This is a genomic window from Wenzhouxiangella sediminis, from assembly GCF_003410055.1.
GTDB classification, from domain to species: Bacteria; Pseudomonadota; Gammaproteobacteria; order Xanthomonadales; family Wenzhouxiangellaceae; genus Wenzhouxiangella; species Wenzhouxiangella sediminis.
The window spans coordinates 126,445-152,580 of sequence record NZ_QUZK01000018.1 but is presented as its reverse complement, the minus strand read 5'-3'; the positions used below and the strand labels follow the sequence as shown (position 1 = coordinate 152,580).

Below are 26,136 nucleotides of genomic sequence, written 5' to 3'. Positions count from 1 at the left end.
TTGATAAACTCCTGATTTACAGTACGTATCAATGGGCAGTTACACAAATCTCAGGACAGTCCCGCATTCGCAGCCGATCATCAAATTTCGGCGGATCGCCCTACTCTCTGATCATTTCGGCGTTCAGTTTTTCCATTGCCTGCTGATCAGCGATTTCCGCTCGCCGATCATAAATTGCCGTCGTGTCCGTACTGGAGTGGCCGGCTAAGCGCCGTGCCGCGCTCAAATCCTGGCTTGCAGCCAGGAGATTTGACACAAACGTTCGCCTCAGATCGTGTGGTGAACATTTAAATGCCCCGCTTCGATTCCGGACAATGTCGTAGATCGCCTGGTCGCTAAGTCCTGGGTCGAGCACCCGATCTTTCCAGCTGACCCGCCTAATAAAGAGCGCGCCGGGTTCGGTTCCCCTGGCCAGGAGCCAGGACTGGATCCTTTGAGTGGTCGGCGCGATCAGCGGCACTCGCCTGGCTTTACGGCCCTTGCCCCACCGTACAACGACGTCCTCGCCGAGCTGCACATCACGTAGCTCGAGCGCGGCAGCCTCCGCCCGCCGCAAGCCCGTAAAAGCGAGGATGGCGATGACGGCGGCATCCCGGGAGCCTCGACGGGTTTCGTCATCACAGTTTGCAAAAAGCACCTCCAGCTCCCCTGCACTCAAGTACCGCCCCGAAGACTCTTTATCGCGACTGATGCGCTCGCCCTTGATGCTTTGCACTCGTAGCAGTGTTTCGTGGCCGACCTGGCCCAGAAGGAACGCCTGGTGAAACACGCCACGAAGGGCCGCTCGAGCGGCGTTGAAGCCGGCGGCCGATGGCGCATCCGCTGCCAAGCGCGCGAGCAGCGCGTTGACGCCGGCATAGCCTAGCCCTGCCCAATTGATTTGGTGCCAATCAGTTGCACCCAAGTATCTCGCTAACTTCCGCAGCTGGGCCGCCTAGGTTCTTCGGCTGCTTGCCGATCGGAGTGACAGTAGATAGTGCGCTGCGGGATCTTGATGAAGACGGGTCTCAAGGCTGCGCTCGCCGACCGACTTCTCAAGGAGTACGTCCCCCTCTATTTGAATGGAAGGTTCAGGGTCTGCGTCCTCGGATTCAATCCGAAGCATGATTCGCAATGGTATTCCTCGCACCGTGCAAGTCAGCGAGAGCAATGCGGAGGATCTTTGGCGACAGCGACGACAGTGGTTTTTCAATCCTGTAGCGGGCCACGGCAGCAAAGGCGTGTCGGGACAGCAAGCTTACGAGAAGCACGTTTGAACGTATTCTAGAAAGCATTTTTCGCTCAAACCTTCGTTTCGCCCTCCGAGCGCGTGGTTTTGGTCGATGGCGAGCGGACAACCCTCAAGGTTGACGTGCGATTGTTTACCTATGATCGCGCCCTGCTCCTGGCCGCGGCCAGGCTCTATCGGGGTCAGACCACCAATTTTCGTACGCGCGGCGGCGGGTTCGCACCCATATTTCTCAAAGAATAATCACCACACGCTTGACTTCACCTGGAGCCCCCGGCTCGACCATCTAGTTCACTTGCCCCCAAAGTCAGTGGTCGTGTGATTCCGATTCATCATGACCGACATGTCTTTCCGCCGCCGATCGCTTCAGGAAAATCTGCACGGTAATTGCTATGACGATCATCGCGGCAACAGCAACACCAATCACAAAGGGATCGGTGTTCAGCTTGACCCAGACAAAGCCTCCGAGCACGGCCAGATCGAGAAGAATGGCCGTGGCTGGCACCCATGCGCTTGCCTTGACGTCCTCACGAAGGTAGCGGAGGACGCCCCAATGGATAGCAACATCCATAATCAGGTAAAACACGATACCCAGCGCTGCAATGCGGGACAGATCAAAGAATGCGGTCAGGACCAGCCCGAGAACCACGGTGTAGACCAGGGTGTGCTTCTGAATACTGCCCGGCATGCCGAAGTGGCGGTGAGGAACCAACTTCATCTCCGTCAGCATGGCCAGCATGCGAGAGACGGCAAAGATGCTGGCCAGTATGCCGCCGGCGGTAGCCATCATGGCAATGACCACCGTAAACCAAACGGCATATTCACCCAACGCAGGCCGAGCAGCGGCCGCCAGGGAGTAATCCCGGGTCTCGATGATTTCGGCCAGAGACAGATTGCTCGCAACGGCAAAGCCGACCAAGGTGTAGATCACGACGCACGCCGCAATAGAGATTACGATGGCGCGACCCACATTGCGATGCGGATCTTGGACCTCTGAACCACTGTTAGTAATCGTTGTGAAGCCCTTAAATGCCAGTATTCCGAGGGCAGTCGCACCCAGGAAATTACCCACGGTTCCCGCCTCTCCCGGGCTTGAGAAGTCCATGGCAATGTTGTCGGCAATCCAAACACCCACGAGCCCGAAAATCAGGATGCCCCCGATTTTCAGGATCCCAATGAACGAGGCCACGCCCTGGATCCACCGATTACTGGACAAATTGATCAAAAAGGCGGCCAATATCAGCGACACGCCAAGAATGGGAACCATGCGACCACTCTCGTCTCCACCGAAGAGCTGCATGGTGTACGAGCCAAACGTACGGGCAAGAAAACTTTGAGCGATCACCATCGAAAAGTACATAAGCAAGGCATTGAAGGCCGTTGGCAAGTGGTCACCGTAAGCCTTGTGCAGATACATTCCTATCCCGCCTGCAGACGGGAAAGCATTGGAAATTTTAATATAGGAATAGGCGCTGAATGAAACGATGACAGCCGCCGCAAGGAATGCCAGGGGAAACAGGACGCCGGTCATTTGGGCCATTTGCCCGGTCAGCGCAAAAATGCCGGCGCCAATCATGACGCCCGTTCCCAGCATCACAGTTCCCGCCAACGTCAGACTTCCCTCACTGTAATGCGTTTTTCTATCTTCTTCCCCGGCCATGAAGCCTCCGCTTTGTCTGCTCCAAAGTTTCAGCCTTCTGAGATTTCTGGCCCCATTTGGGCTCAGCAACTCGGTGGACTGGTTCTTACATTAGAGAATTCTACACCGGCAAGGCGGTGTGTCGGTATTCCGACACTGTGCCACCTTCAAGAATCCCGGTCGCCCGGCCATCTTCTTACTGTTACCACCAAGTAAGTCCAGGCCGGGCGGCGGCGCCTTCCGCCCCGGCGCGACTGTTGGTAAAGTGGCTTCAATCGGGCACTCGCGCCACCCAAGCGGGCACCGGCTGCGCTGGCTTGTCACCATGGCTGGGGACCGAGCCACCCACAAGGGAATAGACTAAAGCCTTGCAACGGCTCAGCCCTTCGTCCCGAAATGCAGCCGCCCTAGCTGTGATCTCTCAGTAGGTTGCCCACACGGACCGTCCAAGACAGACTGATGGGTGTCGAGCTCATCATGAAGTCAAGGTGGTCCGAGTGGACGTGCACCAGAATGCCAAGTTAACGCCGCGAAGTCGAGAGGAATTGGTCAAATTGGTGATCGATTCAGATTGGAGCCAGCGGCGGGCAGCCGGCGCCTATCACGTCGATCCCAAGACGGTCGCTCGCTGGGTGGCCCGCTACAAGGCCGAAGGCCCGAGCGGCCTGGGGAATCGCTCAAGCCGTCCTCGCAATAGCCCACACCGTTCCCCGAGTGGTGATCAGGCGGATTTGCCGCCTGCGCCGCAATGACAAGCTCAAGATGGACGAGATCGCCAGTCGTGGGGGCGTCAGCCTATTCACTGTCTCCCGGATTCCAGTTGCCAATGGCCTCAACCGCTTCTCGGAACTCGATCCCAAGCCACCCGTGCAGCGCTACGAGCACCCACATCCCGATGCGATGGTGCACCTTGACATCAAGAAACTGGCGCGCTTCCGCGTGCCCGGGCACCGGGTGACCGGGATGCCGCGCAAGGGCTCCAAAGGGATCGGCTGGGAGCATGCGCACGTCACCATTGATGATCACAGCCGAATCGCCTAGATCCAGATGTGGCCTGATGAGACTTCGGCCACTGCTTGGCGAGCCCTGGTCGCTACGGTGCGTTACTTCGGCTTGCGCTCCCGCGACCCGAGTTCTGCGATGACAGGCCCCATTCGCCAATTCGAGATTCCGGCACCTCAAGAATATCGACCAGCCGAAATGCACCCCGCTTCGGTTACCTGCAAGGGAGCTGGCGAACCCCGAAAGCAACTGTCAACCCAGAGCCCGAAGCCAGACCGCCGCATTTCCGCCTCACGAGGCTTTAGGGCATGAGCAACCACGCTGAGCAATGGCACAGGAACACAGCAGTCACTCTCCGGGCAAGTGCTCTTTTAGGACATGGAACTTTGCCGGAGCGAGCGAGGTCTGATGTGCAGTATTCTCGGCAATCGAGGACTAAAACCGCACCGAACAGGCCCCATTCAAGCGTCCAGCCGGCAGACGGTCGCAGATTGACACTTTTATTTCGAATCGGATCCTGATAAACTCGAAAGATGCATGTTGCGTTCACCATATTGCTCCGCTACGCGCTAGCCATCGCTCTGGTGGCCAGCAGCGTTGCGCCATGGGCATCAGATATGACGCATGGATCCGCCAGCAGCATGCCCTCTCCAGTTGCCTCAGTTGTAACCGATTCGTCCGAAGAAACTGCTTCGGATGTTTGCCACAACCCGCTTGATGCAGCGTCCGACGACAACAGCTCAAGCATGAATCACCGCAATTGCTGTGTGGAAGATCAGGAATGCCAACACGACGACTGCGATTGCGCATGTCCAGCTCTGACGCTTGTTGTGCCCACTCGCCTGTCGGCATCCCGACACCTGCCGGCTGATGCAGCGACAACCAGCATCGATTCCCGCGCGCCTCGCAATACCATCGATACCCCCCTGCGCCCTCCCCAGGCGTAATCTCTTCGAGTTTTTCACGGCGGTTTATTCCTGCCTCAGTGACCGGCAGGAATCGCTGATCGCCAGCTAATTCCTTACCACGCTCCATACAACCCGAAGAGAGGTTCACCATGTCCAATGGCACCCTCGCGATGTCGATGCCGCAGGTCCGCTGGCCCTGGCTTTCTTGTTGCGCACTTCTGCTGCTAATGGTGTCAGCTGCGGCCTCGCCGGCCGCGCCTGCCGACAAGCAGCCCGAGCAGGATTTCGCCGCAACAACGTCAGCGGAGAACGACCTGACGATTGAAGCTGCTGTGGCTTTAGCCACCAGCGCCGCCGATCCTTCGGTGACGCGATTCTCCGTTCGCGCCCAAGCCCTCGACAGTGAGGCCGTGGCCGACTCCCAGCTACCTGATCCCATGGTTTCGGCCCAGGTGATGAATGTCCCTGTAGACACATTCAGCCTCGACCAGGAAGGAATGACCCAGGCTCTACGACTTGGATTACGCCAGGAGTTTCCCGCTGGCCGGACGCTGGATGTTCGGGGCCGCCAACGCAATGCCGAAGCTGAAGCCGAACGAGCCCGCCGCGACGAAGCTCTGCGCCGCATCGCCCTGGAAACGCGAACGGCCTGGCTGGAACTGGCGTGGCAGCGACGGGCCGTCGATGTCCTGCAGCAGAGCCGCGGCCGCATCGAACAGCAGATCGAATCACTGCAATCACGCTTCGCGACCGGGGGGCTGAACGCCCAGAGCCTATTGCGCTCGGAACTCGAACTCTCATTGCTCGAGGATCGGATCGCGGAGCACCGTCGCATGGCCGAAAACGCCCGCGCCGCCTTGGCGCGCTATATCGGCAGCGAGGCCTATCGCCGTGTTCCAGACGGCCTACCAGAATTCGAGCTTGGTTCAACTCAACTCGATCAACTCGAACGTCATCTGGTCGATCACCCGGAGATTACGGCCCGACAATCCCTGGCGGAAGCCGCCGACCAAGGCATCGAGCTGGCCCGGCAGGCCTACAAGCCGAAGCTTGCCGTCGAAGCGGGGTATGGCTTTCGTTCCGAACGGCCGGACCTTGCCAGCATCGGCGTGAGCCTGACAGTGCCGCTGTTTACCGGCCAGCGGCAAGACAAGCGGCACGAAGCGGCCGTCCAACGCAGCCGCGCTGCGCAGTTTGAGCTCGACAATCGTCTACGTGATTTGCGCAGGCAATTGGACGAGGCCCTGAGCGACTGGCTGCGCTATCAGGAACGGATAGCCCTTTACGAGCAAGTGGTGAACCAGCGCGCCGAACAGACCGTTGAAGCCTCCATCACGACCTACGCCAACGGACAGACCGACTTCGCTGAGCTCATTCGCAGCCAGCTGGCCGCTCTGGACGTGCAGATCAAACAGGCCGAACTGGCCGCCCGGGCCGGCAAGGCCTGGGCCCGTATCACCTACCTGGTAGGAGAACAGTCTTGAACAAGCTACAAATCATCATGATAACCCTTATGGCTGCTGCAGCCGGCTTCACGGCCGCCTGGTTCCTTGCCGGAACCACGACCGGCGACTCGGAGCAAGCGGAGAAGGCCGAGCGCGAGATCCTCTACTGGGTCGCCCCCATGGATGCCAATTACCGGCGCGATGAGCCCGGCAAATCCCCGATGGGCATGGACCTGGTCCCCGTTTATGCCGATGAAGCCGGGCAAGACAGCGGGCAGGAACCCTCGATCCGGATCAATCCGACGGTCATCAACAACATTGGCGTCAAGGTGGCGCCCGTTGAACGCCGTGACATGAATCGCGAGATCGAGACTGTCGGCCTTGTCACACCCGACGAGGGGCGCATCTCCCATGTGCACGTTCGCACCGACGGCTGGATCGAAGAACTGCACGTCGAAACCCGGGGAGACCAGGTAGCAGCCGGTCAAGCCCTGTTCGAGATCTACTCTCCGGCGCTGGTGAGCGCGCAGGAGGAGTACCTCCAGGCCAGCCGGACTGGCAACCAGTCCTTGCTTCGGGCCGCCCGCATTCGCCTGCACGCCCTGGGCATGTCCGACGAGCAGGTTGAATCACTCCGGCAGCGAGGCAGTTCTTCGCGGCTATTCACGGTGAAGGCGGCGCGGAACGGGTACATCACCGATCTCAACGTGCGCCAAGGCATGTATGTCCAGCCTGGCGCGACCATCATGAGCATCGCCGACCTGTCCCGAGTTTGGGTGGTAGTCGATCTGTTCGAAGGCCAGATTGCCTGGGTCAAGACTGGGCAACAAGCTTCGATGAATCTGCCATTCTCCGCCACGGATCGCGAGTGGGTCGGAGAAGTCGACTATGTCTATCCGAGCATGCGTGCTGAGACGCGAACCGGCCAGGTTCGCCTGGCCTACGACAATCCGGACCTCGCGCTGAAGCCCAATATGTACGCCAGCGTGGAAATCGCAGCCGACCCGCACCGCGAAGCGCTCGCCGTTCCCACCCAGTCGATCATCCGCACCGGCAGGGGCAAACGCGTCATTCTGGCGTTGCCCGATGGGCGATTCCGGCCGGCACAGGTTGAAACCGGCCTCGAGGCGGACGGCATGACCGAAATTCTTACGGGACTGAAAGAAGGAGAACGCATCGTCGTTTCCGGCCAGTTCCTGATCGATTCCGAGGCGAGCGTGGACGCCAGCCTGATCCGAATGGCGGACGAGGCGGCAGAAACCCCGGCCATGGATCACGGTGAGATGGACCACGCTGAAATGGACCACAGCGAGATGGATCGCGGCGGCGAGGACAACGGCTCCATGAAGCATGAAGGCATGAATCATGAAGAAGTACGCCAAGAGTCCGGTAGCAACGGCGACACCCAAACCTCGGCGGGCGATGAAACCGACTCCAAGGGAGACCGGTCATGATCGGAGCCATCATTCGCTGGTCCATCAGGAACCGCTTTCTCGTCCTGATGCTCGCGGGCCTGCTCGCCGCCTGGGGCACGATTGCCATGTTCCGCACGCCGCTAGACGCCATTCCCGACCTCTCCGACGTCCAGGTAATCGTCAAGACCACCTACCCCGGACAGGCACCGCAGGTGGTCGAGGACCAAGTCACCTACCCGCTGACCACGGCAATGCTCTCGGTTCCGGGGGCCACCACGGTACGCGGGTACTCGTTCTTCAACGATTCCTTCGTCTACGTCATCTTCGAGGATGGCACGGACCTTTACTGGGCGCGCTCGCGGGTTCTCGAGTACCTGAGCCAAGTGGCGCCTACCCTGCCCCCGGACGCCCGTCCGGCACTCGGGCCGGATGCAACCGGCGTGGGGTGGGTCTATCAGTATGCGCTGGTGGACCGTACCGGACAACACGATCTTGCCGACCTTAGATCCCTGCAGGACTGGTTTCTGAAATACGAACTCCAGACTGTCGAAGGCGTTTCCGAGGTAGCGTCAATCGGCGGCATGGTCCGTCAGTACCAGGTCGTCGTCGATCCCGACAAACTGCAGGCGTACAACATTCCCTTGTCGAAGGTTCGCGAAGCGATCCAGAACGGCAACATGGAAACCGGCGGGCGAGTCATCGAGATGGCCGAGGCCGAGTACATGATTCGTGCGACCGGCTACGTGGACTCGCTTGAAGATCTCGAGGCGATTCCGGTTCGCACGACTGAAGACGGCGTCCCCATTCGCATCCGCGATATCGCCCGCGTCCAGTTCGGGCCAGAGCTCAGGCGCGGTGTCGGTGAACTCAATGGCCAGGGCGAAGCCGTCGGTGGCGTGATCGTGATGCGTTTCGGAGAGAACGCAATGGCAACCATCGAGCGAGTCAAGGACAAACTCGAAGAGCTCAAGGAGGGGCTGCCTGAAGGCGTCGAAGTCGTCGAGACTTACGACCGCTCTTCGCTGATCGGCCGAGCGGTCGATACGCTTCGCGAGAAGCTGCTTGAGGAATTCATCGTAGTCGCGCTGGTCTGCCTGCTCTTTCTATTCCACTTCCGTTCGTCGCTGGTCATCGTGCTCAGCCTGCCGCTGGGCATCCTTTCGGCCTTCATCATCATGCAGCTCCAGGGCATCAACGCCAATATCATGTCCCTGGGCGGCATTGCCATCGCCATCGGCGCGATGGTGGATGCGGCCATCGTGATGATCGAAAACTACCACAAGCATCTGGAACACCACGGCGATTCCCTGGAGGGCGAAGCGCGCTGGAACGCGCTGGCCGACGCGGCCGTAGAGGTCGGCCCCGCGCTGTTCTTCTCGCTTCTGATCATCGCGCTGAGCTTCGTCCCGATCTTCGCGCTCGAGGCGCAGGAAGGGCGGATGTTCAAACCGCTGGCCTTCACCAAGACCTACGCCATGGCCGCGGCGGCCGGCCTCGCCATCACGCTTGTGCCAGTGCTGATGGGCTACCTCATCCGGGGCCGGATCACGCCCGAGCACAGGAACCCGATCAACCGATTCCTGACCTGGATCTACCGTCCAGTGCTGGCTACAGCACTGCGGTTTCCGATCGCCACTGTTGTGGTCACCTTGGCTATCCTGGCCAGCGCCTGGCTGCCCTACAGCCGGATCGGCAGCGAATTCATGCCTGAGCTCGACGAAGGCGACCTGCTCTATATGCCCAGCGCTTATCCCGCAGCGTCTGCCGGCAAGATGGCGGAGATCCTCGGCCAGACCAATCGCCTGATCATGTCCGTGCCCGAGGTCGAGACGGCCTACGCAAAGGCGGGGAGAGCCGACACTGCCACCGATCCGGCCCCGTTGACCATGGTCGAGACAACAATCCGGCTCAAACCCCGTTCGGAATGGCGGGAAGGCATGACCATGGACAAGCTCAAGGCCGAGCTTGACAGCCTGGTCCAGGTTCCTAGCCTGACCAACACCTGGATCATGCCGATCAAGAACCGCATCGACATGCTGGCGACCGGCATCAAAACGCCGGTGGGCGTGAAGGTGGCCGGACCGGATCTGGAAGTGATTAACGAGATCGGCTCGGAAATCGAGCGTGTCATCGAAGACGTACCGGGGACGGCGTCAGTCTATGCCGACCGCGTCACTGGCGGGCGCTACGTCACCGTTGACGTCAAGCGCGAGGAAGCAGCGCGCTTCGGCCTCAACATCCGCGACGTGCACGAAATCGTGCGTTCGGCCGTGGGCGGCATGACCATCAGCCAGAGCGTCGAAGGCCTCGAGCGCTATCCGATCAATATCCGCTATCCGCGCCACAAGCGCGAGTCAGTCGACGAACTGCGTGATCTGACTATCGTCACGCAGCGTGGGGAGCAGATCCCCCTGTCGGCCGTGGCGGATCTCCAGGTCGAGACCGGACCGGGCGTGATTCGCACTGAGAATGCACGGCTCAACGGCTGGATTTATATTGACGTCAACGACCCGGATCTCGGCGGCTACGTACAGCGAGCTAAAGAGGCTGTCTCCGAACAAGTCGACCTGCCTCCAGGGTATTCCCTGGGTTGGTCGGGGCAATACGAGTTCATGCAGCGCGCTGCCGACAAGCTCAAGCTGGTCGTGCCCGCAGCCATCGGCATCATCGTGTTGCTGCTGTTCATGAACTTCCGCAACCCCGTCTCCGTACTCATCATTCTAGGCACTCTGCCCCTTTCATTGGTCGGGAGCTATTGGCTTTTGTATCTGCTGGGCTACAACATGTCGGTTGCCGTCGGCGCCGGAATGATCGCACTAGCCGGCGTGGCTGTGGAGATTGGTGTTCTGATGATCGTCTATCTCGATCAGGCCCTGGCGCTAAAACGTAGCCAGATTGCCGAGGAAAGTCGGTCGCTTCGCAAAGCCGATGTCATGCACGCGGTTACCGACGGCGCACTACTTCGCGTTCGCCCGATCATGATGACTGTTGCGGTGATCATCGCCGGTTTACTTCCGATCATGCTCGGCCACGGCACCGGATCGGAGATCATGCGTCGCATCGCCGCACCCATGGTCGGCGGCATGGTCAGTGTCACGGTCCTCACCCTTTTGGTCGTTCCGGTGATTTACTACCTCTGGAAATCTATCTCGGTCAGACGGGCTTAAATCGGACCTCAACTTCTCAAGGAGAACGCCATGAAGCGCTTTGAAGAAACGTCTCGAACATCGCTCAAGGATCAGCTTGTTGCCACCGCCCATGCACTGTCGCTGTTCCTGCTAGTGAGCTACTTGTTGTGCATCGGATTTGGCCTTATCACGCCCAGTGTTTTTCACATGCACGAAGCCTGGGCGCCGCTTCTGCCCGGCTTCGAATGGCTGACGCTCAAGGGCTTCGTCGCCGGCGCAATCGGCGCCTACCTTTATGGGTGGTATATCGCCGGCGTCTATGTGCCTCTGAAATTCTGGACGACGTCTCGGCACAATTCTTCGTCAGAATAGAACTCATGACTTCACCAAAGAAGGAAACCAGGACATGAAAAACCTGACAACCGTGATCAAGACCCTGGTCGCCGTCGGAATTCTGGCGGGACTGGGCGTACTCGCCTTCGCCTGGAGCGGCCTCTATCCAGTGTCCGTCGGCTCCGGTCATACTGCCCCGGTAGCGTGGGTGCTCGAAACCGTTCGCGAGCGTTCCGTAGCGGTCCGCGCGGCCGACCTGGTGGTGCCCAGTGATCTCGAATCGCCCGAACGGATTGCTGCCGGTGCCGGCCACTACAAGAGCATGTGCGTTGATTGTCACGGCAAGCCCGGTGAGGAACCGGCCGATGTGTTCGACCCCGCTCCGCCAGCGCTTTACCGCCACCGAGTGGATCCGGCCGAGGCCTTCTGGACTATCAAGAACGGCCTGAAGATGACCGCCATGCCCAGTCACTTGGATCACAGTGACCAGGAGAACTGGGATGCCGTCGCCTTCGTTCGGGCGCTGCCGGACATGGATGTCGCCGAATACGAAGCACTGACCGCCGATGCCTCGCACGATCACGGCAACGACGGGGGTCACGATCATGGCGAGGACTCGGACGATCACCATGATGACGCCGCCAGCGAAGACACTGGTCACCACGATGACTCGGACATGATTTCGAAAGCGTCCGAAGCCATGTCGGGCGAAGGCGACCATCGGCACGAAATGGGCGCCGACAGCCCCGAGTCCGCGATCGAGGGCTTTCACCACGCCCTTGCCGAGGGTCGCGCCGAAGCCGCGCTTGCCTACCTGCACCCCCGGGTGACCATCGTGGAAGGCGGTCACATCCAGACCATCGACGAATACCGTGCCGGCCACCTTGCAAGTGATATGGCATTTCTGGGTCAGATCGAGATCGAGCAATTATCGCGCACCGTCCAGTCTGCCGGCGGCCAGGCAACGGTCGAAACGCGCTCGCGCTTCACCGGGACAATCGACGGTCAACCCCTCGACTTGGAAAGTTCGGAATTCGCGACGCTGATCGAAACCGAGAAAGGCTGGCGAATCAGCCAAATCGCTTGGAACAGTCGCCCGTGCGGCAAGAACGACGTTACCGATCAACCCGAAGCCCCCGACCACCAGCACGCCTCCGGAGAAAATGACCATGACCACTGAACGCATAGTACGCGCCGGGCTGCTTCTTGCGGCGGCGGCCCTGATCGCCGCCTGTCAGGCCCAGTCGCCCGAGGAAATGGCGCCGACCGAGAGCACCTCGTCAGCCCCGAATATGACCGTTTACCACGACCCCGATTGCGGCTGCTGCAGTAAATGGATTGACCATATGCGTGTCAATGGATTCGCCGTGGAAGCCGTCCCGACGCGCGACATGAATCGTATGAAACGGGATCTGGGCGTACCGCGCAACCTGCCCTCCTGCCATACAGCGGTGGTTGGCGACTATGTGATCGAGGGCCACGTTCCGGCCGGGGACGTGAAGCGTTTGCTGGCGGAACAGCCTGATGCCCGGGGCCTGAGCGTGCCCGGCATGCCCCTGGGCTCTCCCGGGATGGAGATGGGCGACCGCCGTATGGCCTACGACGTCATCCAGTTTCACGAAGACGGCGACACCTCAGTGTTCACTCATTACGAAGCCATAGAGCGGGAGTGACCAATGACCACGCAAAAGATCGAAGCCATCATTCGCGTCAGCGCCCTGGAGCTGGTGGAAGAGGCGCTTAAGAATGCCGGCGTCAGCGGCCTCACCATCAGCCGCGTGAGGGGCTACGGCGCTTACCGGAATTACTTCCGCGACGACTGGACGCATCGCTACGCACGCCTGGAGATATTCACCTCAAGGGCAAGAGAGATCGCGGATCTGATCGTCGACTCGGCTCACACCGGGCAGGCCGGCGATGGCATCGTAGCCATCGAGCCCGTCGATGAGGTCATCCGAATCAAGACCCGGGATGGTTTCCAGAGCGGTGAGGACTGACTCTTGAACCTCGGAACGAGCTTGCAATTCGGCATACGCTACCTGGCAGTACTGACATCGGCGAGCCTGCTGTGGGAATTTGCCCACATGCCTTTCTACACGCTGTGGCAGACCGGCACGGCAGGCCATATTGCTTTTGCAGCGATACATTGCACGATCGGCGATGCGCTCATCGGCATGGCCGCCCTGGCGCTCGCCGTTGTCTTCGCCGGCGGCGCCCATTGGCCGCACAAGCGGCGCGTCCGAGTGGCTGTTGTCATGATACTCCTGGGGCTGATCTACACCGTGTTCAGCGAATGGCTCAACGTGGAATTGAGACAGTCCTGGGCCTACCGCGACATCATGCCGACAGTGCCGCCGATTGGCACGGGCCTGACCCCGCTCCTCCAGTGGATTGTCATACCGCTCGTCGCCTACCGATATTCGCTGGGAGCCGTTCGCACAAACGTGCGGAATCGGCCCAAGGCTTCGGTTGAATCATGAAGCAGTCCTCCAATTCCCGTCTGTACCTCATCTGCCAGAGGCTCGCCGATCGGGACGACATTGACTCGTAAGGATCAAGGAAGATGAAAAAAGAACGCTCACACTCACACGACCATTCCGGGCACGAACACGGGGCCCATGGAAATACTTCAGGCCATGAGTCGCACGACAAGCATTCGGGGCACTCCCCAGCCATGTTCCGCGACAAGTTCTGGCTTTCATTCGCCCTGACACTGCCGGTGGTGTATTGGTCCGATCACATCGAGGGATTGCTGGGTTATACCGCAGTAACATTCCCGGGATCGATCTGGATCCCCCCGCTACTGGCCACGTTCGTGTTTCTCTATGGGGGCTGGGTCTTCATACAGGGGGCCATTAGAGAGCTGCGCGCTGGTCTGCCCGGCATGATGGCCTTGATTTCGCTGGCCATCGTAGTGGCTTTTCTCTTTTCCTGGGTGGTCCAGCTCAACATCATTTCCGCAGAGGCGCTCTGGTGGGAACTCGCGACACTGGTCACCATCATGCTGCTGGGCCACTGGATCGAAATGCGCTCGATTTCACAGGCGAGCGGTGCGCTACGGGAACTGGCGAAGCTTCTGCCCGACGAGGCGACGCGGATCACGGGGTCGGGTGAGGAGCGTGTTGCGGTTTCCGACCTCGAAGAAGGTGACCTGGTGCTCATCCGGCCCGGCGAAAAGGTCCCTGCAGACGGGGTGGTCAAGAAAGGCGAATCCTCGGTGAATGAATCGATGGTAACCGGGGAGTCTCGACCGCTCAAGAAGGCCGCAGAATCGGAGGTCATCGCCGGAACGATCAACGGCGAGGGCTCCCTGCAAGTCAATGTGACCGGAACCGGCGACAAAACAAAACTCTCCGGGATCATGCGCCTGGTCGCCGATGCCCAGAAATCTCGTTCCCGGATGCAGAACCTTGCCGACCGCGCCGCCCAGTTTCTCACCTATGCCGCGATTGCCGCCGCGACCCTCACACTGCTGGTCTGGTTCGCTCTTGGCGCGCCTGTCGACTTTACGGTCATCCGCGTCGTGACGGTGCTGGTCATCGCCTGCCCGCATGCGCTCGGTCTGGCAGTGCCATTGGTAGTGGCTATTTCAACCACCCTAGGTGCCCGCGGAGGGCTTCTCATCCGCGATCGGCGGGGGCTGGAGGAAGCACGTAATCTCGACGTAGTCGTGTTTGACAAGACCGGAACGCTGACGCTCGGCGAATTTCGTGTTGTGGACATGGCAACAGCTGACGAACTTTCCGACGACGAAGCGCTTCGAATCGCTGCCTCCATTGAATCGGAATCCGAGCATCCAATTGCCCGCGGCATCGTCAAGACCGCCGACGACAAGGCAATTCGCTACGACTCACCCGACAGCTTCCGAAACATCACGGGCCGAGGCGTTGCCGCGAGTCTTCAGGGGAAGGACTACCTCATGGGTGGAGCAGCCCTACTCCGCTCCGAAGAGGCCACTATCCCGGAAGCCCTTAGCAAGACAGCCGATGCCAGTGCCGAACGCGGTCAGGCCGCCATCTTTCTCGTGACAGAGGGCCAGGCCATCGCCGTATTTGCCGTTGCCGACGCCATTCGAGAAGAGAGTCGCGAGGCCGTCGACGATCTGCATGCCCGCGGCATCGAGGTGGCCATGCTGACCGGAGATTCGCTGGCTGTTGCCGATGCCGTCGGCCAAGCGCTGGGCATCGACACCGTCTTCGCCGAGGTCTTGCCTGAAGACAAGGCAACCAAGGTACGCGAGCTGCAGGCGCAGGGAAAGCGCGTGGCCATGGTGGGTGACGGCGTCAACGACGCCCCGGCTCTGGCCACTTCCGACATTGGAATCGCCATTGGCGCCGGGACGGATGTGGCTGTCGAAGCCGGGCACATCGTGCTGGTGCGCTCCGACCCCCGTGACATCCCACGCATTGTTTCGCTCTCGCGCGCAACCTACAACAAGATGATCCAGAACCTCTGGTGGGCAGCGGGATACAACATCTTTGCCATACCGCTGGCTGCCGGCGTGCTCGCAGCGTGGGGCATCCTGCTGACACCTGCGCTGGGCGCCGTGCTCATGTCCGCCAGCACAATCATAGTCGCGATCAACGCGCAACTGCTCAAACGGGCGCAACTATAGCAACGAGGAAGAGCTCATGGACCACAACCACCGAGACAATCATTCCGATCATGGGCAGCCGAATCGCTCCGTGAACTGGACATACTGGATCGTGCTCTGCGGATTCGGAGCCTTCGCGTTGCTGCTGCTGCTAGGGGAGCACCGCACACACCTGCTTGGACTGCTGCCCTTTCTGATCTTGCTGGCGTGTCCCTTCCTGCATATTTTCATGCACAAGGGCCACGGCAGCCATTCGGGACACCAACCGCACGGTGATGCGGATCAGCGTGGAGGCAACCGTCATGAACCATGAAACCATTCAGGCGTACGGTCTATGGGGTCTTGTTGTCCTCAATTCCGCAGTTTTCATACTCTTCGCCCTGAGCTTCTTCAAACCACAGTCGAAGCGGGACTGGCGGAGTTTCAGCGCCTTCAGTGCCTTTCTCGTGGCTCTTTTTGCGGAAATGTACGGCTTTCCGCTGACTATCTATCTCCTATCAGGATGGCTACAGTCACGGTTTCCAGGAATCGACTGGTTGTCACACGACGCCGGGCACCTGCTCGAAATGTTGTTCGGTTGGCAGGGCAATCCACATTTCGGGCCCTTCCACCTGGCCAGCTTTGCCTTCATCGGTCTCGGATTCTGGTTGATTGCCGCTGGCTGGCGGGAACTCTATCGAGCACAGCGAGAAGGTCGCCTGGCAACCGAAGGCCTCTACCGGCATGTGCGCCATCCGCAGTATGTCGGCTTCATTTCAATCATGTTCGGCTTTCTGTTGCAGTGGCCGACGCTGCTCACGCTGGTCATGTTTCCGGTGTTGACCTGGATGTACCTGCATTTGGCGATCAGCGAGGAGAGGGAGAGCGAAGCACGTTTCGGGAATGACTGGCGACGCTACGCGAGTGCCACGCCACGCTTCATCCCTTCTCTCCGCGGAAAATTCGGTGAGGAGGATGGGAAGTCGTGAACGTATCCTTCTACAGCGCGAACGACACCATGACGGGCTTGATTTCGCCGTTTCGTCATCCCGTCTGCGGCTGGCTGCTCGGTGGCGACTTATGCGAATTCAATGGATATGATTGCGATCAGGATGACTCCCGGTATCAGACATGACGGGTTGCCGGCTTTCCATCTTTGTGTGGGCGCCGGTCGTTGCGCTGCTGTGGGCAATTTGCTTTCCCTTCATCACCGTCGGACTGGCCGATGCGCCGCCGCTCCTTTTCGCCGCGCTGCGAGCGCTTTTCGCCGGGCTGCTCTTGTTGGCGATTCCGACCATTCTCCGGCGACCTCCCCAACCCAAAACAACGGCCAATCCGAGCAATTTGCTCCATCTGGCTGGTATAGGCCTTACCTTCACCGCGATGGGTTTCGGCGGAATGTTCTTGGGCGGCGGCAGCGTATCACCGGGACTTGCAACGGTGCTCGCGGGAAGCCAACCGCTTGTGGCTGCGCTGATGGCAGCCATCTGGCTGGAAGAGCCGCTGACGCGAAGGGTTCAGATCGGGATGATTCTCGGCTTTATCGGCGTCACAATGGTCGGGAGCGAGGCTCTTTGGCTCGGCGGGCATCGATACCTGGCCGGCATGGCATGGATCCTCGTCGGAGTCTTGGGCACCGCATCCGGCAACATACTGCTGAAACGCTTCGCAGGCACAGAAATCCTCAGACCGATGGGCCTTCAGTTGCTGTTCGGCAGTGCATTTCTGCTCGCCCTGTCCCTACTCCGTCAGGAGACCTGGCACATACAGTGGAGCCTCGGCTTGGTGGTGTCGCTGACGGTGCTCTCGTCGCTCGCCACGGCAATGATGGTGCTTTTGTGGTACGCGCTCTTGCAGCGCTATCCCCTGAACCGGCTCAACATCTTCAGCTTCTTGACACCGGCTTTCGGTTTACTGATCGGAAAGACCTTCTTCGAAGAAGCATTGTCCCTCCTGCAGCTCGCCGGGATTGCGGTAATCCTGCTTGGCATCGCGGTCATGCAATGGTGGGGCGCGAAGGGAACACGGGCCGATGAGATTCGAGACAGTGGCGATGGTTGACATCTTAGCTATCAACTTCAGTCAGATGAGAGGACGCAAATATGGATAGTCATTCAGGCTCCGCACACGCAGGCCACATGCCAACCAGTGGTCGCGGCATGACAATTGCCGCGTGGTTGACCGGCATCTATTTCATCATCGAGATGGCCATCGGTGTTTGGACCGGCTCGATTGCCGTCATATCCGACGCCTTTCACACCTTCTCGGCCGTGGGTGGCGTGTTGGTCGCCATCGTCGCGGCCCGCCTGGCTCACCGCCCCGCCGACGAGGACCGTAGCTTCGGCTGGTACCGCGCGGAACTGATCGGCGCGCTGGTCAACGGCGGCTTTCTACTGGCCATGGCCGTGTTCGTGATCGGCATGGGTGCCATGCGCCTGGCCGAACCCATCGACCTGCCCCCGGCGCCGATGCTTTGGGCCGCCGCCGGCGGTCTGGTCACCGAAGTCATCTCCCTGGCCTTGATCTGGAAGCAGAGCCGCAGCGATCTCAATGTCAAGGGCGCCCTCTGGCACATTATCCAGACTTTCGTCGGCAGCCTACTGATCATCGTAACCGCACTGGTCATCCATTTCACCGGCTTTCTGCTGATCGATCCGCTGCTAGGCATGGCCTTTGGCTTCGTGCTGCTGTGGGCGAGCTGGGGCATCCTCAGGGATTCGATGCATCTCCTGATGGAGGGCACACCGGCCGATGTGGACCTTGCCGACATCACCGAGGCGCTCAAGCGACTGGAACACGTCAAAAATGTGCACCATGTCCACGCCTGGGCCTTGACTAGCGGACGCTACATATTCTCGGCGCACCTTAAGGCGCGGGAGGCAGCCAATCCGCACTTGATTCTTAAGGAGGCCCACCGAACACTCAAGTCGGATTATGGCTTCTTCTTCTCCACACTGCAGATCGAGACTCAATGCCTGGATGAATCCGGTGCCGAAGACATAGACATTACTTCGCCGGACCCACAAGGAGAGTCACATTGAAGACGCTCTTGCTTTTGGCACTGATCACGGTTTCGGAGGCCACAATCGGCGTGTTCGTCAAGCTTACCGACGGAAGGATTCCCGTTCACACGCTGACCTTCTATGCCATGGGCTTTGCCGCGATTTTCCTTTTCGCCGCGCGCTGGCTGGCAACACGAGAACCCCCTCGCTTTCCCTTTGGCAACGTCAAGGATACGTTCATCATTGGGGTGCTGATCGCAGCACAGGGTGGCTTCTTTAATTTCGCCATGTCACTTGTCCCCATCGCCAACGCCGTTATCTTCTGGAGCATTGCGCCATTTTTTGTGTTCATATTTTCCTGGGCCTTCCTGGGCGAGAAGGCTAGACCGGCCTACATCGTCATTTTTGGGCTGGCCATGGTGGGTATCGTGCTGGCCAATCCGCTCGGGGATGGCTACACCCTGGGGAATCTCGTGGCTTTGTCGACCGGCGCCATCTACGCAGCGATGGTCACCTACATGCGCTACGAGGGCATGACCGAGACGGGCAACGACATTGCCTGGTCGTTGCTGGCTGCAGCGCTGGTGCTTTCACCGTCAGTGCTGCTATTCGGCTCCGGCACGCCACTCGAAACCATTCAGTATCCGGCTCTGGGCGATATCACGCTGCCCGCGATCACCTGGGCCGTGGGACTCGGCGTGATATCCACCGGCTTCGCCTATTTCGGGATCTCGATCGTGCTCAAGTCGATCAGTGCCAATGTCTATGCGCTGGTTGACATCATCGTCTCTCCCGTTGTCGCTGCGACCTTCGGCTGGCTGATCTTCTCGGAGACACCCGGAGAGCGAACGATCTACGGCGGTGCATTGCTCCTGGTCGCTGGCTTCTGGCTGACTCGGAGAATGAGCAAGGGCAAGGAACACGCGCCCGCCCACCCTTGTCATACTCAACAGGGCGCCAACACATGCTGAACCCCACAGGTCAGCATCCTACAACTCACGCTCGATCAATAGGAGAGCAATCATGAAAAATGTAATTATGACCACAATCCTCGCAATGAGCTTCACCCTGCCGCTCGCTATGGCCGATGAACAACATCACGACGATACTGGCGACAAAACGCACACGATGGAAATGCAGAGCGAGTCCATGGCTGAAGGCGGCATGATGGATCATGACGCGATGCAGGAACGTATGCAGGCCATGCGACAGACCATGCAGAGAATTCGTAGTGCAGAAGACCCTGACACCAGAAAGCGACTTATGCAGGACCACATGCGCCAGATGCATGCCGCCATGGGCGCAATGAAAGGCATGGGCGATCGCCACAGCGGCATGCACGAAAACATGGAGCAATCTGACGGTCAGCGCTGTCGGCAGATGATGGAAATGCACTCGCAGATGATGCAAGGCATGATGGAGCAGATGGAAGCGCGTATGCAGATGGAGAAAGGGCAATCCGAGAGCACGAACTGAGTGATTGGCCGGTGCGCAGGCCGCGCATCACGTAGGACTGGATGCGCGGCCTGCGCCCCCACTTAATGACGTGCGGAGCTTCCCACTTACCCTCTGGAGAAATAAACAATGGACTGGACGGGATCACATGGATGGATGGGTATCGGCTGGATTTTTATGCTGCTCTTTTGGGGGCTGCTCATCATCGGGCTTTTTGCGATCATTCGTTGGCTGTCGACAAGTGCCCGCCAGAGCCACCGCGACGCTGAAAAGCGAGCGCTCGAAACGCTAAAAGATCGCTACGCCAGGGGCGAAATCGATCGCGAAGAGTACGAACAAAAGCGACGTGATATTGATCGATAACAGGCCGGCCCACGACGCAACAGGATTGGATCCATGTAGGCTCGCGGGTGATAGCATCAGCGACCTCTCCAGGGCGCCATGAAATCGGAGTCAAACACGATGGAATCAAGAACCCAGAAGTCCGAACCCGCCCGCCGTCGGTTTATTGGCAGGGCCCTGGGGCTGGTACTCGCCACCGGCGTCACTCTGTCTGCCATTCCGTTAGTGCGCTCTCTGCTACCTAGTCGGAGCAGACAAATAGCGGGGGCGCCAATCGAAGTGGATCTTGACACGATCAGTCCTGGCGAGCAGATCCTGATCACCTGGCGAGGCAAGCCGATCTGGATTCTCAGGCGCACATCCGAGATGATCCAACGTTTGAGAATAAGCGATCTTGAGGCCCGACTTCGAGATCCCCTATCTCAACAGGACCAACAGCCCCCATACGCTCGGAACGACCTGCGATCCATCCATCCGGACATCTTGGTTGTCATTGCCACCTGTACGCATCTTGGCTGCATTCCCAAGTTCCACCCTGAAACAGGCCAAATGGGGTTTGATTCAGAATGGCCTGGCGGATATTTTTGCCCCTGCCACGCCTCGAAATTCGATCTGGCCGGGCGCGTTTTCAAAGGCGTTCCGGCCCCGCTCAATCTGGTCATACCGCCCCATCGTTTCACTGACCACAATACAGTCATTATCGGAGAAGGTCCTGTTGTTGAGTAAAGCCGAACCATGGCGGGTTGAGAAAACTATTTAGTCGTGTTGGTAAGTGGAGAAGCATTAGAGGAGTGAAATATGAAACGGGCACGATCACGGCAGACGCGTACAGCTTCGGTTTCTGTTATGGAGATAAGCCGCCGCACGTTGAATTGTGAGAAAGTACCAGTTTCCGCGGGCACACTCTTTCCCGTAAGTAGAATCCAACGTCAACCGGCAGGCGACGGCTATACCCCCTCCGCATGCCCAAACTTCTTGAGATGACCCGGGTCTCACTCAAATGGCGGCTCACCCGCCGCATCTTGCGGCACATCGTTACGCGCGCGGCCCGCCGGGTACTTTTAAACCGCACGTTAATCGACAACGAGGGTGGCCATCTGCGCTGGCTCAGCCGAGACCTCCACCGCTTTCTGTCAGCACTGGAGGCAGAGGCGGAAATGCTTCGCTCCGGTGCGAAGCTCGACACGTTGCCCAGTTTCGGCAACCGGCTAATGGTTGAGTTCGCGATCTACACGGCCGCCGGTGACCGGGTACTCCGCCGCTCCGGCATCGCGCCAGCCTGTGCCCGGCAAGTGATAGCCGACCTCGGATGGGATGTCTACCGCCGGGGCCTGATGTTGAGCTCGCTGCCTATCCGCCTGCTTACGCGTGATCCCGGCCGCCGCCTGCGTTGGACGATCCTCCTCCGCTTTCCCTTCAATGCCCCGGGGGCGCCGGGCTACGCTGTGGAATGCCGCAGCGACGGTGAAGATCTTTTGACCCATTTCACCCATTGTCCGCCGCAAACTTATCTGCGCCGGCTGAGCGAAGAGACCGGAGACCCCCTCGCGTTGGAGACATTTCGAGCCACTTGGTGCCGCTATGACTGGCCCGGCGCCGACGTCATTGCCGCCGACGGGCAGCGCGGCCACTACCGTCGGACGCAGACGCTGTCGCATGGCGACCCGGTCTGCAACATGTGCTGGGTAGCGAGAACCTCCCGTGGCAGTGAAGAGGCTTGCCACAACAAGCCCATCAAGCCTGCTACCGACACCGAGGCGTGATGAAAGCAGTTCTCCTGGTCTCGTTGGTGGCGTGCTCGGGACTATCAAGAGGCACGCCGATTACAACGCAGTGCGGGGTATTAACCGCCGCCGGGGCTTAACGAAAAGGTGGTCACAAACTACAGTATCGCGTCACTTTTCGGTTTTCGTTGGTGAGTAAATTCAAGTGAAGTCATGGTGATCCCAAGATTGGGCGGCGTCAACAACAAGGCTGGCACATCCGCCCTAGGGGGCCTGCACCGGCAACGGCGCTGGGATCGCTGTGGCCCGATTTTGCTTCCCGGGGAGGAATCTTTTCAACTGTTTACCGAAGGCGATAATCTGTACGCGGCTATGCTAGCGGCAATCAGAAGGGCCAGGCGCGGGATCGCACTCGAAAGCTATATCTTCGCCGATGACGAAGTGGGGCGCAGTTTCGCCGACGCCCTTGCCGAGCGTGCACGCGCGGGACTGGACGTGCGCGTGCATCTGGACGCCGCAGGGTCGCTGTTCTGGGCGTCCCGCGAACTTGATCTATTCCTCAAGAAGAGCGGCGTGATATTGCGCTGGTTTCACCGCTGGCACTGGTCCCAGCCAATGCGCTACAACCAGCGCAACCATCGCAAGCTGCTAGTAGTGGACCAGTGTGAGGCTTTTCTTGGCGGCTTCAATATCCACCGGGAGAACTCGCGGCGGCACTATGGTGAGCATCGCTGGCGGGATACCCATCTTGCCATGACGGGAAACTTGGCGCGTCAGGCACATGCTGCATTTGAGTCCTTGTGGCGAGGTTGCCATTGGCGTGCGACACCGGAGAGCGATTCTCCCAGTGCCGTGTTATTGCCCAACAAGTCTGCGTACTGCGCCCACCGTCTACGCTGTGTCTTCGCTGCCATGTTCGGTTCGGCCCAGCGGAATATCGAGTTAACTACACCCTACTTTGTGCCCGATGAGTGGACGCTGCGGGCACTTGGACAGGCTGCTGAACGTGGGGTATCGGTACGCCTCCTGGTTCCCTGGAAAAGCGACATTGCCCCAATAGATCTAATCGCACGGCGAATCTATGGGCGCCTCCAATGTCGGGGGGTGCGTGTATTCGGTTATCGCACGCGCCTGTTGCATGCCAAAACGGTTTCGGTGGACGACGACTGGGTCAGCGTTGGCACGGCGAACTTCGATTATCGCAGCCTTTTCTTGAATCATGAACTCAACCTTTGTGCGCGCAATCGTCAACTAGCAGCTGCGCTAAAGGTTCAATTTGAGGCGGACTTGGTTAACGCTGAAGAACTTGGCGCCAACTGGCCCAGTAGACAGATCGCGTCTCGTTTGCTGACGCCTCTGGCTTGGGTGGCCCGACGATGGTTATAGGCGTGTGGGTGGACTTCCCACGGTCTCGTGGGCACTTCTGACCTATGATTGAGCATAGGAGGAAGTGAAATGAGCAGTCAAAGATACACCCCAGAATTCAAGGACGAGGCGGTTCGCCAAGTCGTTGATCGCGGATACTCCGTGGCCGAAGTTTCCGAGCGTCTCGGCGTGTCGCCCCACAGCCTGTACAAGTGGGTAAAAGCCGTCAAGCCGGACAAACCCGAGCAGCAGGCTTCGGAGTTGACCGCGGCCAAGAGCGAGGTCCTCAAACTGCGCGCACAGCTGCGGCGAAAAAAAAGGAGCGCGACATCCTAAAAAAGGCCGCGCGGTACTTTGCAAGCCAGCCCGAGTAAAGTACCAGTTCATTCTCGCGCACCGAGACCAGTACAAGGTGGCGACCATGTGTCGTGTACTACGGGAATCGCAAAGCGGCTACTACGCCTGGGTGCAAAAGCCCCTGTCGGATCGAGCCATCCATCGAGGACCGGCGCTTGCTGGTCCTGATCCGGGACTCGTATACGGCCAGCTCCGGTGTGTACGACGCTCCGCGCGTGTTCGCCGACTTGAGGGAGGCTGGTCACGGCTAGAAGCTAAGCAAAAGGCCACGTAGGCCCGACACTGCGGGGCCTGATATGCCGAATTGGTGAGGTTGTCCTCGATGTGAGCTTCCAACGCCAGTACGTGACTGATCGCGCTTGGTCACGATCATTCTCCCTCTGACTGCCCAGCGATTCGACCTCCCCCTTCCCAAGATGGGCGAATCAACTGGCTGTCATCCGGCACAACACGAGAGCTTTTTGACGTCACGGGTGAACGTTTGCGCCGCCAGCTTCAAGCCTTCCACCATCGTCAGGTACGGAAACAGTTGATCGGCCAGCTCGTCCACCGTCATTCGCTGCTGAATGGCCAGCGAGGCAGACTGAATCAGTTCACCGGCATTCCCGGCCACGGCCTGCACGCCGATCAGCCGCTTCGAATCGACTTCTGCTACCAGCTTGACGAACCCGCGCGTGTCGAAGTTCGCCAGGGCTCGCGGCACGTTCTCCAGATCCAGCGTGCGGGTTTCGACCTCGATGCCCTGGTGTTTGGCTTGTGCCTCGGACAAGCCGGCCGTGGCCACCTGGGGTTCCGTGAACACCACCGCCGGCATGGCGCGCAGATCGAGCGCCGCATCGCCGCCGATCATGTTGATCGCGGCGCGGGTTCCGGCGGCTGCGGCCACGTAGACGAGCTGCGGCTGGTTGCTGCAGTCACCCGCGGCATGGATGCCGGCAGTGCTGGTTTGCATATGATCATCGACGATCACCGCGCCGTTCTTTTCGATTTCAACACCGATGTTTTCCAAACCCATCCCGTTCGTGTTCGGCGCCCGGCCGGTGGCGACCAGCAGGCGATCGGCCTCGAGCGTGTCCTGCCCGGTCGCAAGCTGAAATTCATCGCCGACATGATCGACCCGGCTGGCCTCGGTGTTTTCCAGCACAACGATGCCTTCGTCCCGAAAGACGCGCGTCAGGTGCTCGCCGATGGCCGGGTCTTCGCGGGACAGCAGCGTGCTGCGCGCCAGAATCGTGACCTGGCTGCCCAGACGCGCGAAGGCCTGGGCAAGCTCGACGGCGACGACCGACGAGCCGACGATGGCCAGGCGGTTCGGGATCGTTTCGCTCTCCAGGGCCTCGGTGGAGGTCCAGTACGGCGTGCCGACCAGGCCCGGGATGGGAGGGATCGCAGGCCTGGCGCCGGTGGCGATCAGGCAGCGATCAAACGTCAGGTGCTGTTTGGCCCCGGATTCGGTTTCGACCGCCAGCGTGTGCCGGTCGACAAAGTGCGCCTGGCCGCGGATCACTTCGATGGCCTCGCGCGAGTCCACAATGGACTGGTACTTCGACTGTCGCAGTTCCTCGACCCTGGCCTTTTGCTGGACGAAAAGTTGCTTGCGATCGATCCTTGGCGGCGTGGCGGAGATGCTGTCATCAAAGGGACTGTCCGATCGCACGTGGGCCACATGGGCGGCCTGGATCATGATCTTCGACGGCACGCAGCCGACATTGACGCAGGTCCCGCCGAGCGTACCGCGCTCGATCATGCTCACCCGGGCGCCCTCTTCCGCGGCCCGAATCGCCGCGGCGAACGCGGCGCTGCCGCTGCCGATAATGGCGATGTGCAGCCGGTCCCTGTCACTCATCGCGCTCGCCTTTGACCGTGGCGCTGAACCCCGCATTTTCGATCGCTGCGATCAGCGCCTCTGGATCGGTACGCGCCGGGTCGAATACGGCACGCGCCTGTTTGGTATCGAGATCGGCTTCGGCCTCGTAGACGCCGTCGACACCGTTGAGCGCGCGCCGGACGGTGATCGGGCACATCGGGCAGCTCATGTCCGGAACCGACAGCACCACTTCGCGCCGCTCTTTTTCGTCTTTGGCAGTGGATGCCTGCGCATCCGCCGGGTCACTGCAGCCGGCGAGCAGCAGCAAGCCTAGAACGACCGTCGCCAAGAGCGCCAGGCGATTGTCAGTTGAGTCAAATCTCATGGACATGGCTTGTTGTCTCCTTTGATGG

The 26,136-nt window shown here is 59.7% G+C and carries 25 protein-coding genes and 1 pseudogene; 22 read left to right on the top strand and 4 right to left on the bottom strand.

Annotation, left to right across the window (positions count from 1 at the left end):
* Positions 1 to 100 precede the first annotated feature (100 nt).
* The gene (locus DZC52_RS04570) at positions 101 to 904 is read right to left on the bottom strand and encodes a tyrosine-type recombinase/integrase (protein ID WP_181918780.1); all 804 of its coding nucleotides are present in this window, start codon (positions 902 to 904) and stop codon (positions 101 to 103) included.
* A 631-nt stretch (positions 905 to 1,535) separates the two neighbouring features.
* Positions 1,536 to 2,888, bottom strand: coding sequence for an APC family permease (locus DZC52_RS04560; RefSeq protein WP_116649936.1), 1,353 nt, complete (start codon positions 2,886 to 2,888; stop codon positions 1,536 to 1,538).
* A gap of 467 nt (positions 2,889 to 3,355) precedes the next feature.
* Between DZC52_RS04560 and DZC52_RS15940 the strand changes: the two genes are divergently transcribed.
* The 22 genes and pseudogenes from DZC52_RS15940 to DZC52_RS15685 all read left to right on the top strand — a co-directional run.
* A complete protein-coding gene (locus DZC52_RS15940) occupies positions 3,356 to 3,619 on the top strand; it encodes a leucine zipper domain-containing protein (protein ID WP_116649935.1) in 264 nt (87 codons plus the stop codon).
* 10 nt (positions 3,620 to 3,629) lie between these two features.
* Complete coding sequence (locus DZC52_RS04550; RefSeq protein ID WP_116649934.1) at positions 3,630 to 3,908, top strand: hypothetical protein; 279 nt, start codon at positions 3,630 to 3,632, stop codon at positions 3,906 to 3,908.
* 1,018 nt (positions 3,909 to 4,926) lie between these two features.
* A complete protein-coding gene (locus tag DZC52_RS04545) occupies positions 4,927 to 6,261 on the top strand; it encodes a TolC family protein (protein ID WP_116649933.1) in 1,335 nt (444 codons plus the stop codon).
* 17 nt (positions 6,262 to 6,278) lie between these two features.
* Positions 6,279 to 7,676 (top strand): efflux RND transporter periplasmic adaptor subunit, encoded by a 1,398-nt coding sequence (locus DZC52_RS04540; RefSeq protein WP_342766685.1) that lies wholly within the window; start codon positions 6,279 to 6,281, stop codon positions 7,674 to 7,676.
* Positions 7,673 to 10,804, top strand: a complete 3,132-nt coding sequence (locus DZC52_RS04535; protein ID WP_116649931.1) for an efflux RND transporter permease subunit — start codon at positions 7,673 to 7,675, stop codon at positions 10,802 to 10,804. The genes DZC52_RS04540 and DZC52_RS04535 overlap by 4 nt, the downstream gene beginning before the upstream one ends.
* Positions 10,805 to 10,834: 30 nt before the next feature.
* On the top strand, positions 10,835 to 11,137 hold the full coding sequence (locus DZC52_RS04530) for a hypothetical protein (RefSeq protein ID WP_220338268.1): 303 nt from the start codon (positions 10,835 to 10,837) through the stop codon (positions 11,135 to 11,137).
* Positions 11,138 to 11,171: 34 nt separating this feature from the next.
* Entirely contained in the window at positions 11,172 to 12,278 is a 1,107-nt protein-coding gene (locus DZC52_RS04525; protein WP_116649930.1) for a c-type cytochrome, read from the top strand.
* The gene (locus DZC52_RS04520; RefSeq protein ID WP_220338267.1) at positions 12,268 to 12,771 is read left to right on the top strand and encodes a DUF411 domain-containing protein; all 504 of its coding nucleotides are present in this window, start codon (positions 12,268 to 12,270) and stop codon (positions 12,769 to 12,771) included. The genes DZC52_RS04525 and DZC52_RS04520 overlap by 11 nt, the downstream gene beginning before the upstream one ends.
* 3 nt (positions 12,772 to 12,774) lie before the next feature.
* Positions 12,775 to 13,095: a P-II family nitrogen regulator gene (locus DZC52_RS04515; RefSeq protein WP_116649928.1), complete on the top strand. Its 321-nt coding sequence runs from the start codon at positions 12,775 to 12,777 to the stop codon at positions 13,093 to 13,095.
* A gap of 3 nt (positions 13,096 to 13,098) precedes the next feature.
* Complete coding sequence (locus DZC52_RS04510; RefSeq protein WP_116649927.1) at positions 13,099 to 13,578, top strand: hypothetical protein; 480 nt, start codon at positions 13,099 to 13,101, stop codon at positions 13,576 to 13,578.
* A 194-nt stretch (positions 13,579 to 13,772) separates the two neighbouring features.
* Positions 13,773 to 15,713 carry a copper-translocating P-type ATPase gene (locus tag DZC52_RS04505; protein WP_116649926.1) on the top strand — a complete coding sequence of 647 codons (1,941 nt, stop codon included), beginning with the start codon at positions 13,773 to 13,775 and terminating at the stop codon, positions 15,711 to 15,713.
* 16 nt (positions 15,714 to 15,729) lie between these two features.
* Complete coding sequence (locus DZC52_RS04500) at positions 15,730 to 16,005, top strand: DUF2933 domain-containing protein (RefSeq protein ID WP_116649925.1); 276 nt, start codon at positions 15,730 to 15,732, stop codon at positions 16,003 to 16,005.
* Positions 15,995 to 16,660, top strand: a complete 666-nt coding sequence (locus DZC52_RS04495; protein WP_116649948.1) for a methyltransferase family protein — start codon at positions 15,995 to 15,997, stop codon at positions 16,658 to 16,660. Before DZC52_RS04500 ends, DZC52_RS04495 begins: the two co-directional genes overlap by 11 nt.
* A 142-nt stretch (positions 16,661 to 16,802) precedes the next feature.
* Positions 16,803 to 17,732: a DMT family transporter gene (locus DZC52_RS04490; protein ID WP_116649924.1), complete on the top strand. Its 930-nt coding sequence runs from the start codon at positions 16,803 to 16,805 to the stop codon at positions 17,730 to 17,732.
* 98 nt (positions 17,733 to 17,830) lie between these two features.
* Positions 17,831 to 18,712, top strand: coding sequence for a cation diffusion facilitator family transporter (locus DZC52_RS04485; RefSeq protein ID WP_116649947.1), 882 nt, complete (start codon positions 17,831 to 17,833; stop codon positions 18,710 to 18,712).
* The gene (locus DZC52_RS04480; RefSeq protein WP_116649923.1) at positions 18,709 to 19,644 is read left to right on the top strand and encodes a DMT family transporter; all 936 of its coding nucleotides are present in this window, start codon (positions 18,709 to 18,711) and stop codon (positions 19,642 to 19,644) included. Before DZC52_RS04485 ends, DZC52_RS04480 begins: the two co-directional genes overlap by 4 nt.
* A gap of 52 nt (positions 19,645 to 19,696) precedes the next feature.
* The gene (locus DZC52_RS04475) at positions 19,697 to 20,149 is read left to right on the top strand and encodes a hypothetical protein (RefSeq protein ID WP_147307604.1); all 453 of its coding nucleotides are present in this window, start codon (positions 19,697 to 19,699) and stop codon (positions 20,147 to 20,149) included.
* A gap of 108 nt (positions 20,150 to 20,257) precedes the next feature.
* The gene (locus tag DZC52_RS04470) at positions 20,258 to 20,491 is read left to right on the top strand and encodes an SHOCT domain-containing protein (protein WP_116649921.1); all 234 of its coding nucleotides are present in this window, start codon (positions 20,258 to 20,260) and stop codon (positions 20,489 to 20,491) included.
* Between the two features lie 99 nt (positions 20,492 to 20,590).
* Positions 20,591 to 21,196, top strand: coding sequence for a ubiquinol-cytochrome c reductase iron-sulfur subunit (gene petA / locus DZC52_RS04465; protein WP_116649946.1), 606 nt, complete (start codon positions 20,591 to 20,593; stop codon positions 21,194 to 21,196).
* A 236-nt stretch (positions 21,197 to 21,432) separates the two neighbouring features.
* Positions 21,433 to 22,233: a hypothetical protein gene (locus DZC52_RS04460; protein WP_116649920.1), complete on the top strand. Its 801-nt coding sequence runs from the start codon at positions 21,433 to 21,435 to the stop codon at positions 22,231 to 22,233.
* 174 nt (positions 22,234 to 22,407) lie between these two features.
* Positions 22,408 to 23,580 carry a phospholipase D-like domain-containing protein gene (locus DZC52_RS04455; RefSeq protein ID WP_116649919.1) on the top strand — a complete coding sequence of 391 codons (1,173 nt, stop codon included), beginning with the start codon at positions 22,408 to 22,410 and terminating at the stop codon, positions 23,578 to 23,580.
* A 69-nt stretch (positions 23,581 to 23,649) separates the two neighbouring features.
* Positions 23,650 to 24,158 (top strand): annotated as a pseudogene (locus tag DZC52_RS15685) (transposase); the annotation flags it as partial.
* A gap of 194 nt (positions 24,159 to 24,352) precedes the next feature.
* Here DZC52_RS15685 and merA read toward each other — a convergent pair.
* Positions 24,353 to 25,762 carry a mercury(II) reductase gene (gene merA / locus DZC52_RS04445; RefSeq protein WP_116649917.1) on the bottom strand — a complete coding sequence of 470 codons (1,410 nt, stop codon included), beginning with the start codon at positions 25,760 to 25,762 and terminating at the stop codon, positions 24,353 to 24,355.
* On the bottom strand, positions 25,755 to 26,114 hold the full coding sequence (locus DZC52_RS15935) for a heavy-metal-associated domain-containing protein (protein WP_116649916.1): 360 nt from the start codon (positions 26,112 to 26,114) through the stop codon (positions 25,755 to 25,757). Before DZC52_RS15935 ends, merA begins: the two co-directional genes overlap by 8 nt.
* Positions 26,115 to 26,136: the final 22 nt, after the last annotated feature.

What these genes read in the sequence shown, in the direction of transcription:
- DZC52_RS04545 (WP_116649933.1), top strand. Translation starts at nt 4,927, where the DNA reads ATGTCCAATGGCACCCTCGCGATGTCGATGCCGCAGGTCCGCTGGCCC.
- petA (WP_116649946.1), top strand. Translation starts at nt 20,591, where the DNA reads ATGGAATCAAGAACCCAGAAGTCCGAACCCGCCCGCCGTCGGTTTATT.
- DZC52_RS04535 (WP_116649931.1), top strand. Translation starts at nt 7,673, where the DNA reads ATGATCGGAGCCATCATTCGCTGGTCCATCAGGAACCGCTTTCTCGTC.
- DZC52_RS04550 (WP_116649934.1), top strand. Translation starts at nt 3,630, where the DNA reads ATGGACGAGATCGCCAGTCGTGGGGGCGTCAGCCTATTCACTGTCTCC.
- DZC52_RS04495 (WP_116649948.1), top strand. Translation starts at nt 15,995, where the DNA reads ATGAACCATGAAACCATTCAGGCGTACGGTCTATGGGGTCTTGTTGTC.
- DZC52_RS04455 (WP_116649919.1), top strand. Translation starts at nt 22,408, where the DNA reads ATGGTGATCCCAAGATTGGGCGGCGTCAACAACAAGGCTGGCACATCC.
- DZC52_RS04485 (WP_116649947.1), top strand. Translation starts at nt 17,831, where the DNA reads ATGACAATTGCCGCGTGGTTGACCGGCATCTATTTCATCATCGAGATG.
- DZC52_RS15935 (WP_116649916.1), bottom strand. Translation starts at nt 26,114, where the DNA reads ATGTCCATGAGATTTGACTCAACTGACAATCGCCTGGCGCTCTTGGCG.
- DZC52_RS04490 (WP_116649924.1), top strand. Translation starts at nt 16,803, where the DNA reads ATGACGGGTTGCCGGCTTTCCATCTTTGTGTGGGCGCCGGTCGTTGCG.
- DZC52_RS04475 (WP_147307604.1), top strand. Translation starts at nt 19,697, where the DNA reads ATGAAAAATGTAATTATGACCACAATCCTCGCAATGAGCTTCACCCTG.
- DZC52_RS04525 (WP_116649930.1), top strand. Translation starts at nt 11,172, where the DNA reads ATGAAAAACCTGACAACCGTGATCAAGACCCTGGTCGCCGTCGGAATT.
- DZC52_RS04540 (WP_342766685.1), top strand. Translation starts at nt 6,279, where the DNA reads ATGATAACCCTTATGGCTGCTGCAGCCGGCTTCACGGCCGCCTGGTTC.
- DZC52_RS04460 (WP_116649920.1), top strand. Translation starts at nt 21,433, where the DNA reads ATGCCCAAACTTCTTGAGATGACCCGGGTCTCACTCAAATGGCGGCTC.
- DZC52_RS04530 (WP_220338268.1), top strand. Translation starts at nt 10,835, where the DNA reads ATGAAGCGCTTTGAAGAAACGTCTCGAACATCGCTCAAGGATCAGCTT.
- DZC52_RS04560 (WP_116649936.1), bottom strand. Translation starts at nt 2,888, where the DNA reads ATGGCCGGGGAAGAAGATAGAAAAACGCATTACAGTGAGGGAAGTCTG.
- DZC52_RS04500 (WP_116649925.1), top strand. Translation starts at nt 15,730, where the DNA reads ATGGACCACAACCACCGAGACAATCATTCCGATCATGGGCAGCCGAAT.
- DZC52_RS04470 (WP_116649921.1), top strand. Translation starts at nt 20,258, where the DNA reads ATGGACTGGACGGGATCACATGGATGGATGGGTATCGGCTGGATTTTT.
- merA (WP_116649917.1), bottom strand. Translation starts at nt 25,762, where the DNA reads ATGAGTGACAGGGACCGGCTGCACATCGCCATTATCGGCAGCGGCAGC.
- DZC52_RS04505 (WP_116649926.1), top strand. Translation starts at nt 13,773, where the DNA reads ATGTTCCGCGACAAGTTCTGGCTTTCATTCGCCCTGACACTGCCGGTG.
- DZC52_RS04515 (WP_116649928.1), top strand. Translation starts at nt 12,775, where the DNA reads ATGACCACGCAAAAGATCGAAGCCATCATTCGCGTCAGCGCCCTGGAG.
- DZC52_RS04520 (WP_220338267.1), top strand. Translation starts at nt 12,268, where the DNA reads ATGACCACTGAACGCATAGTACGCGCCGGGCTGCTTCTTGCGGCGGCG.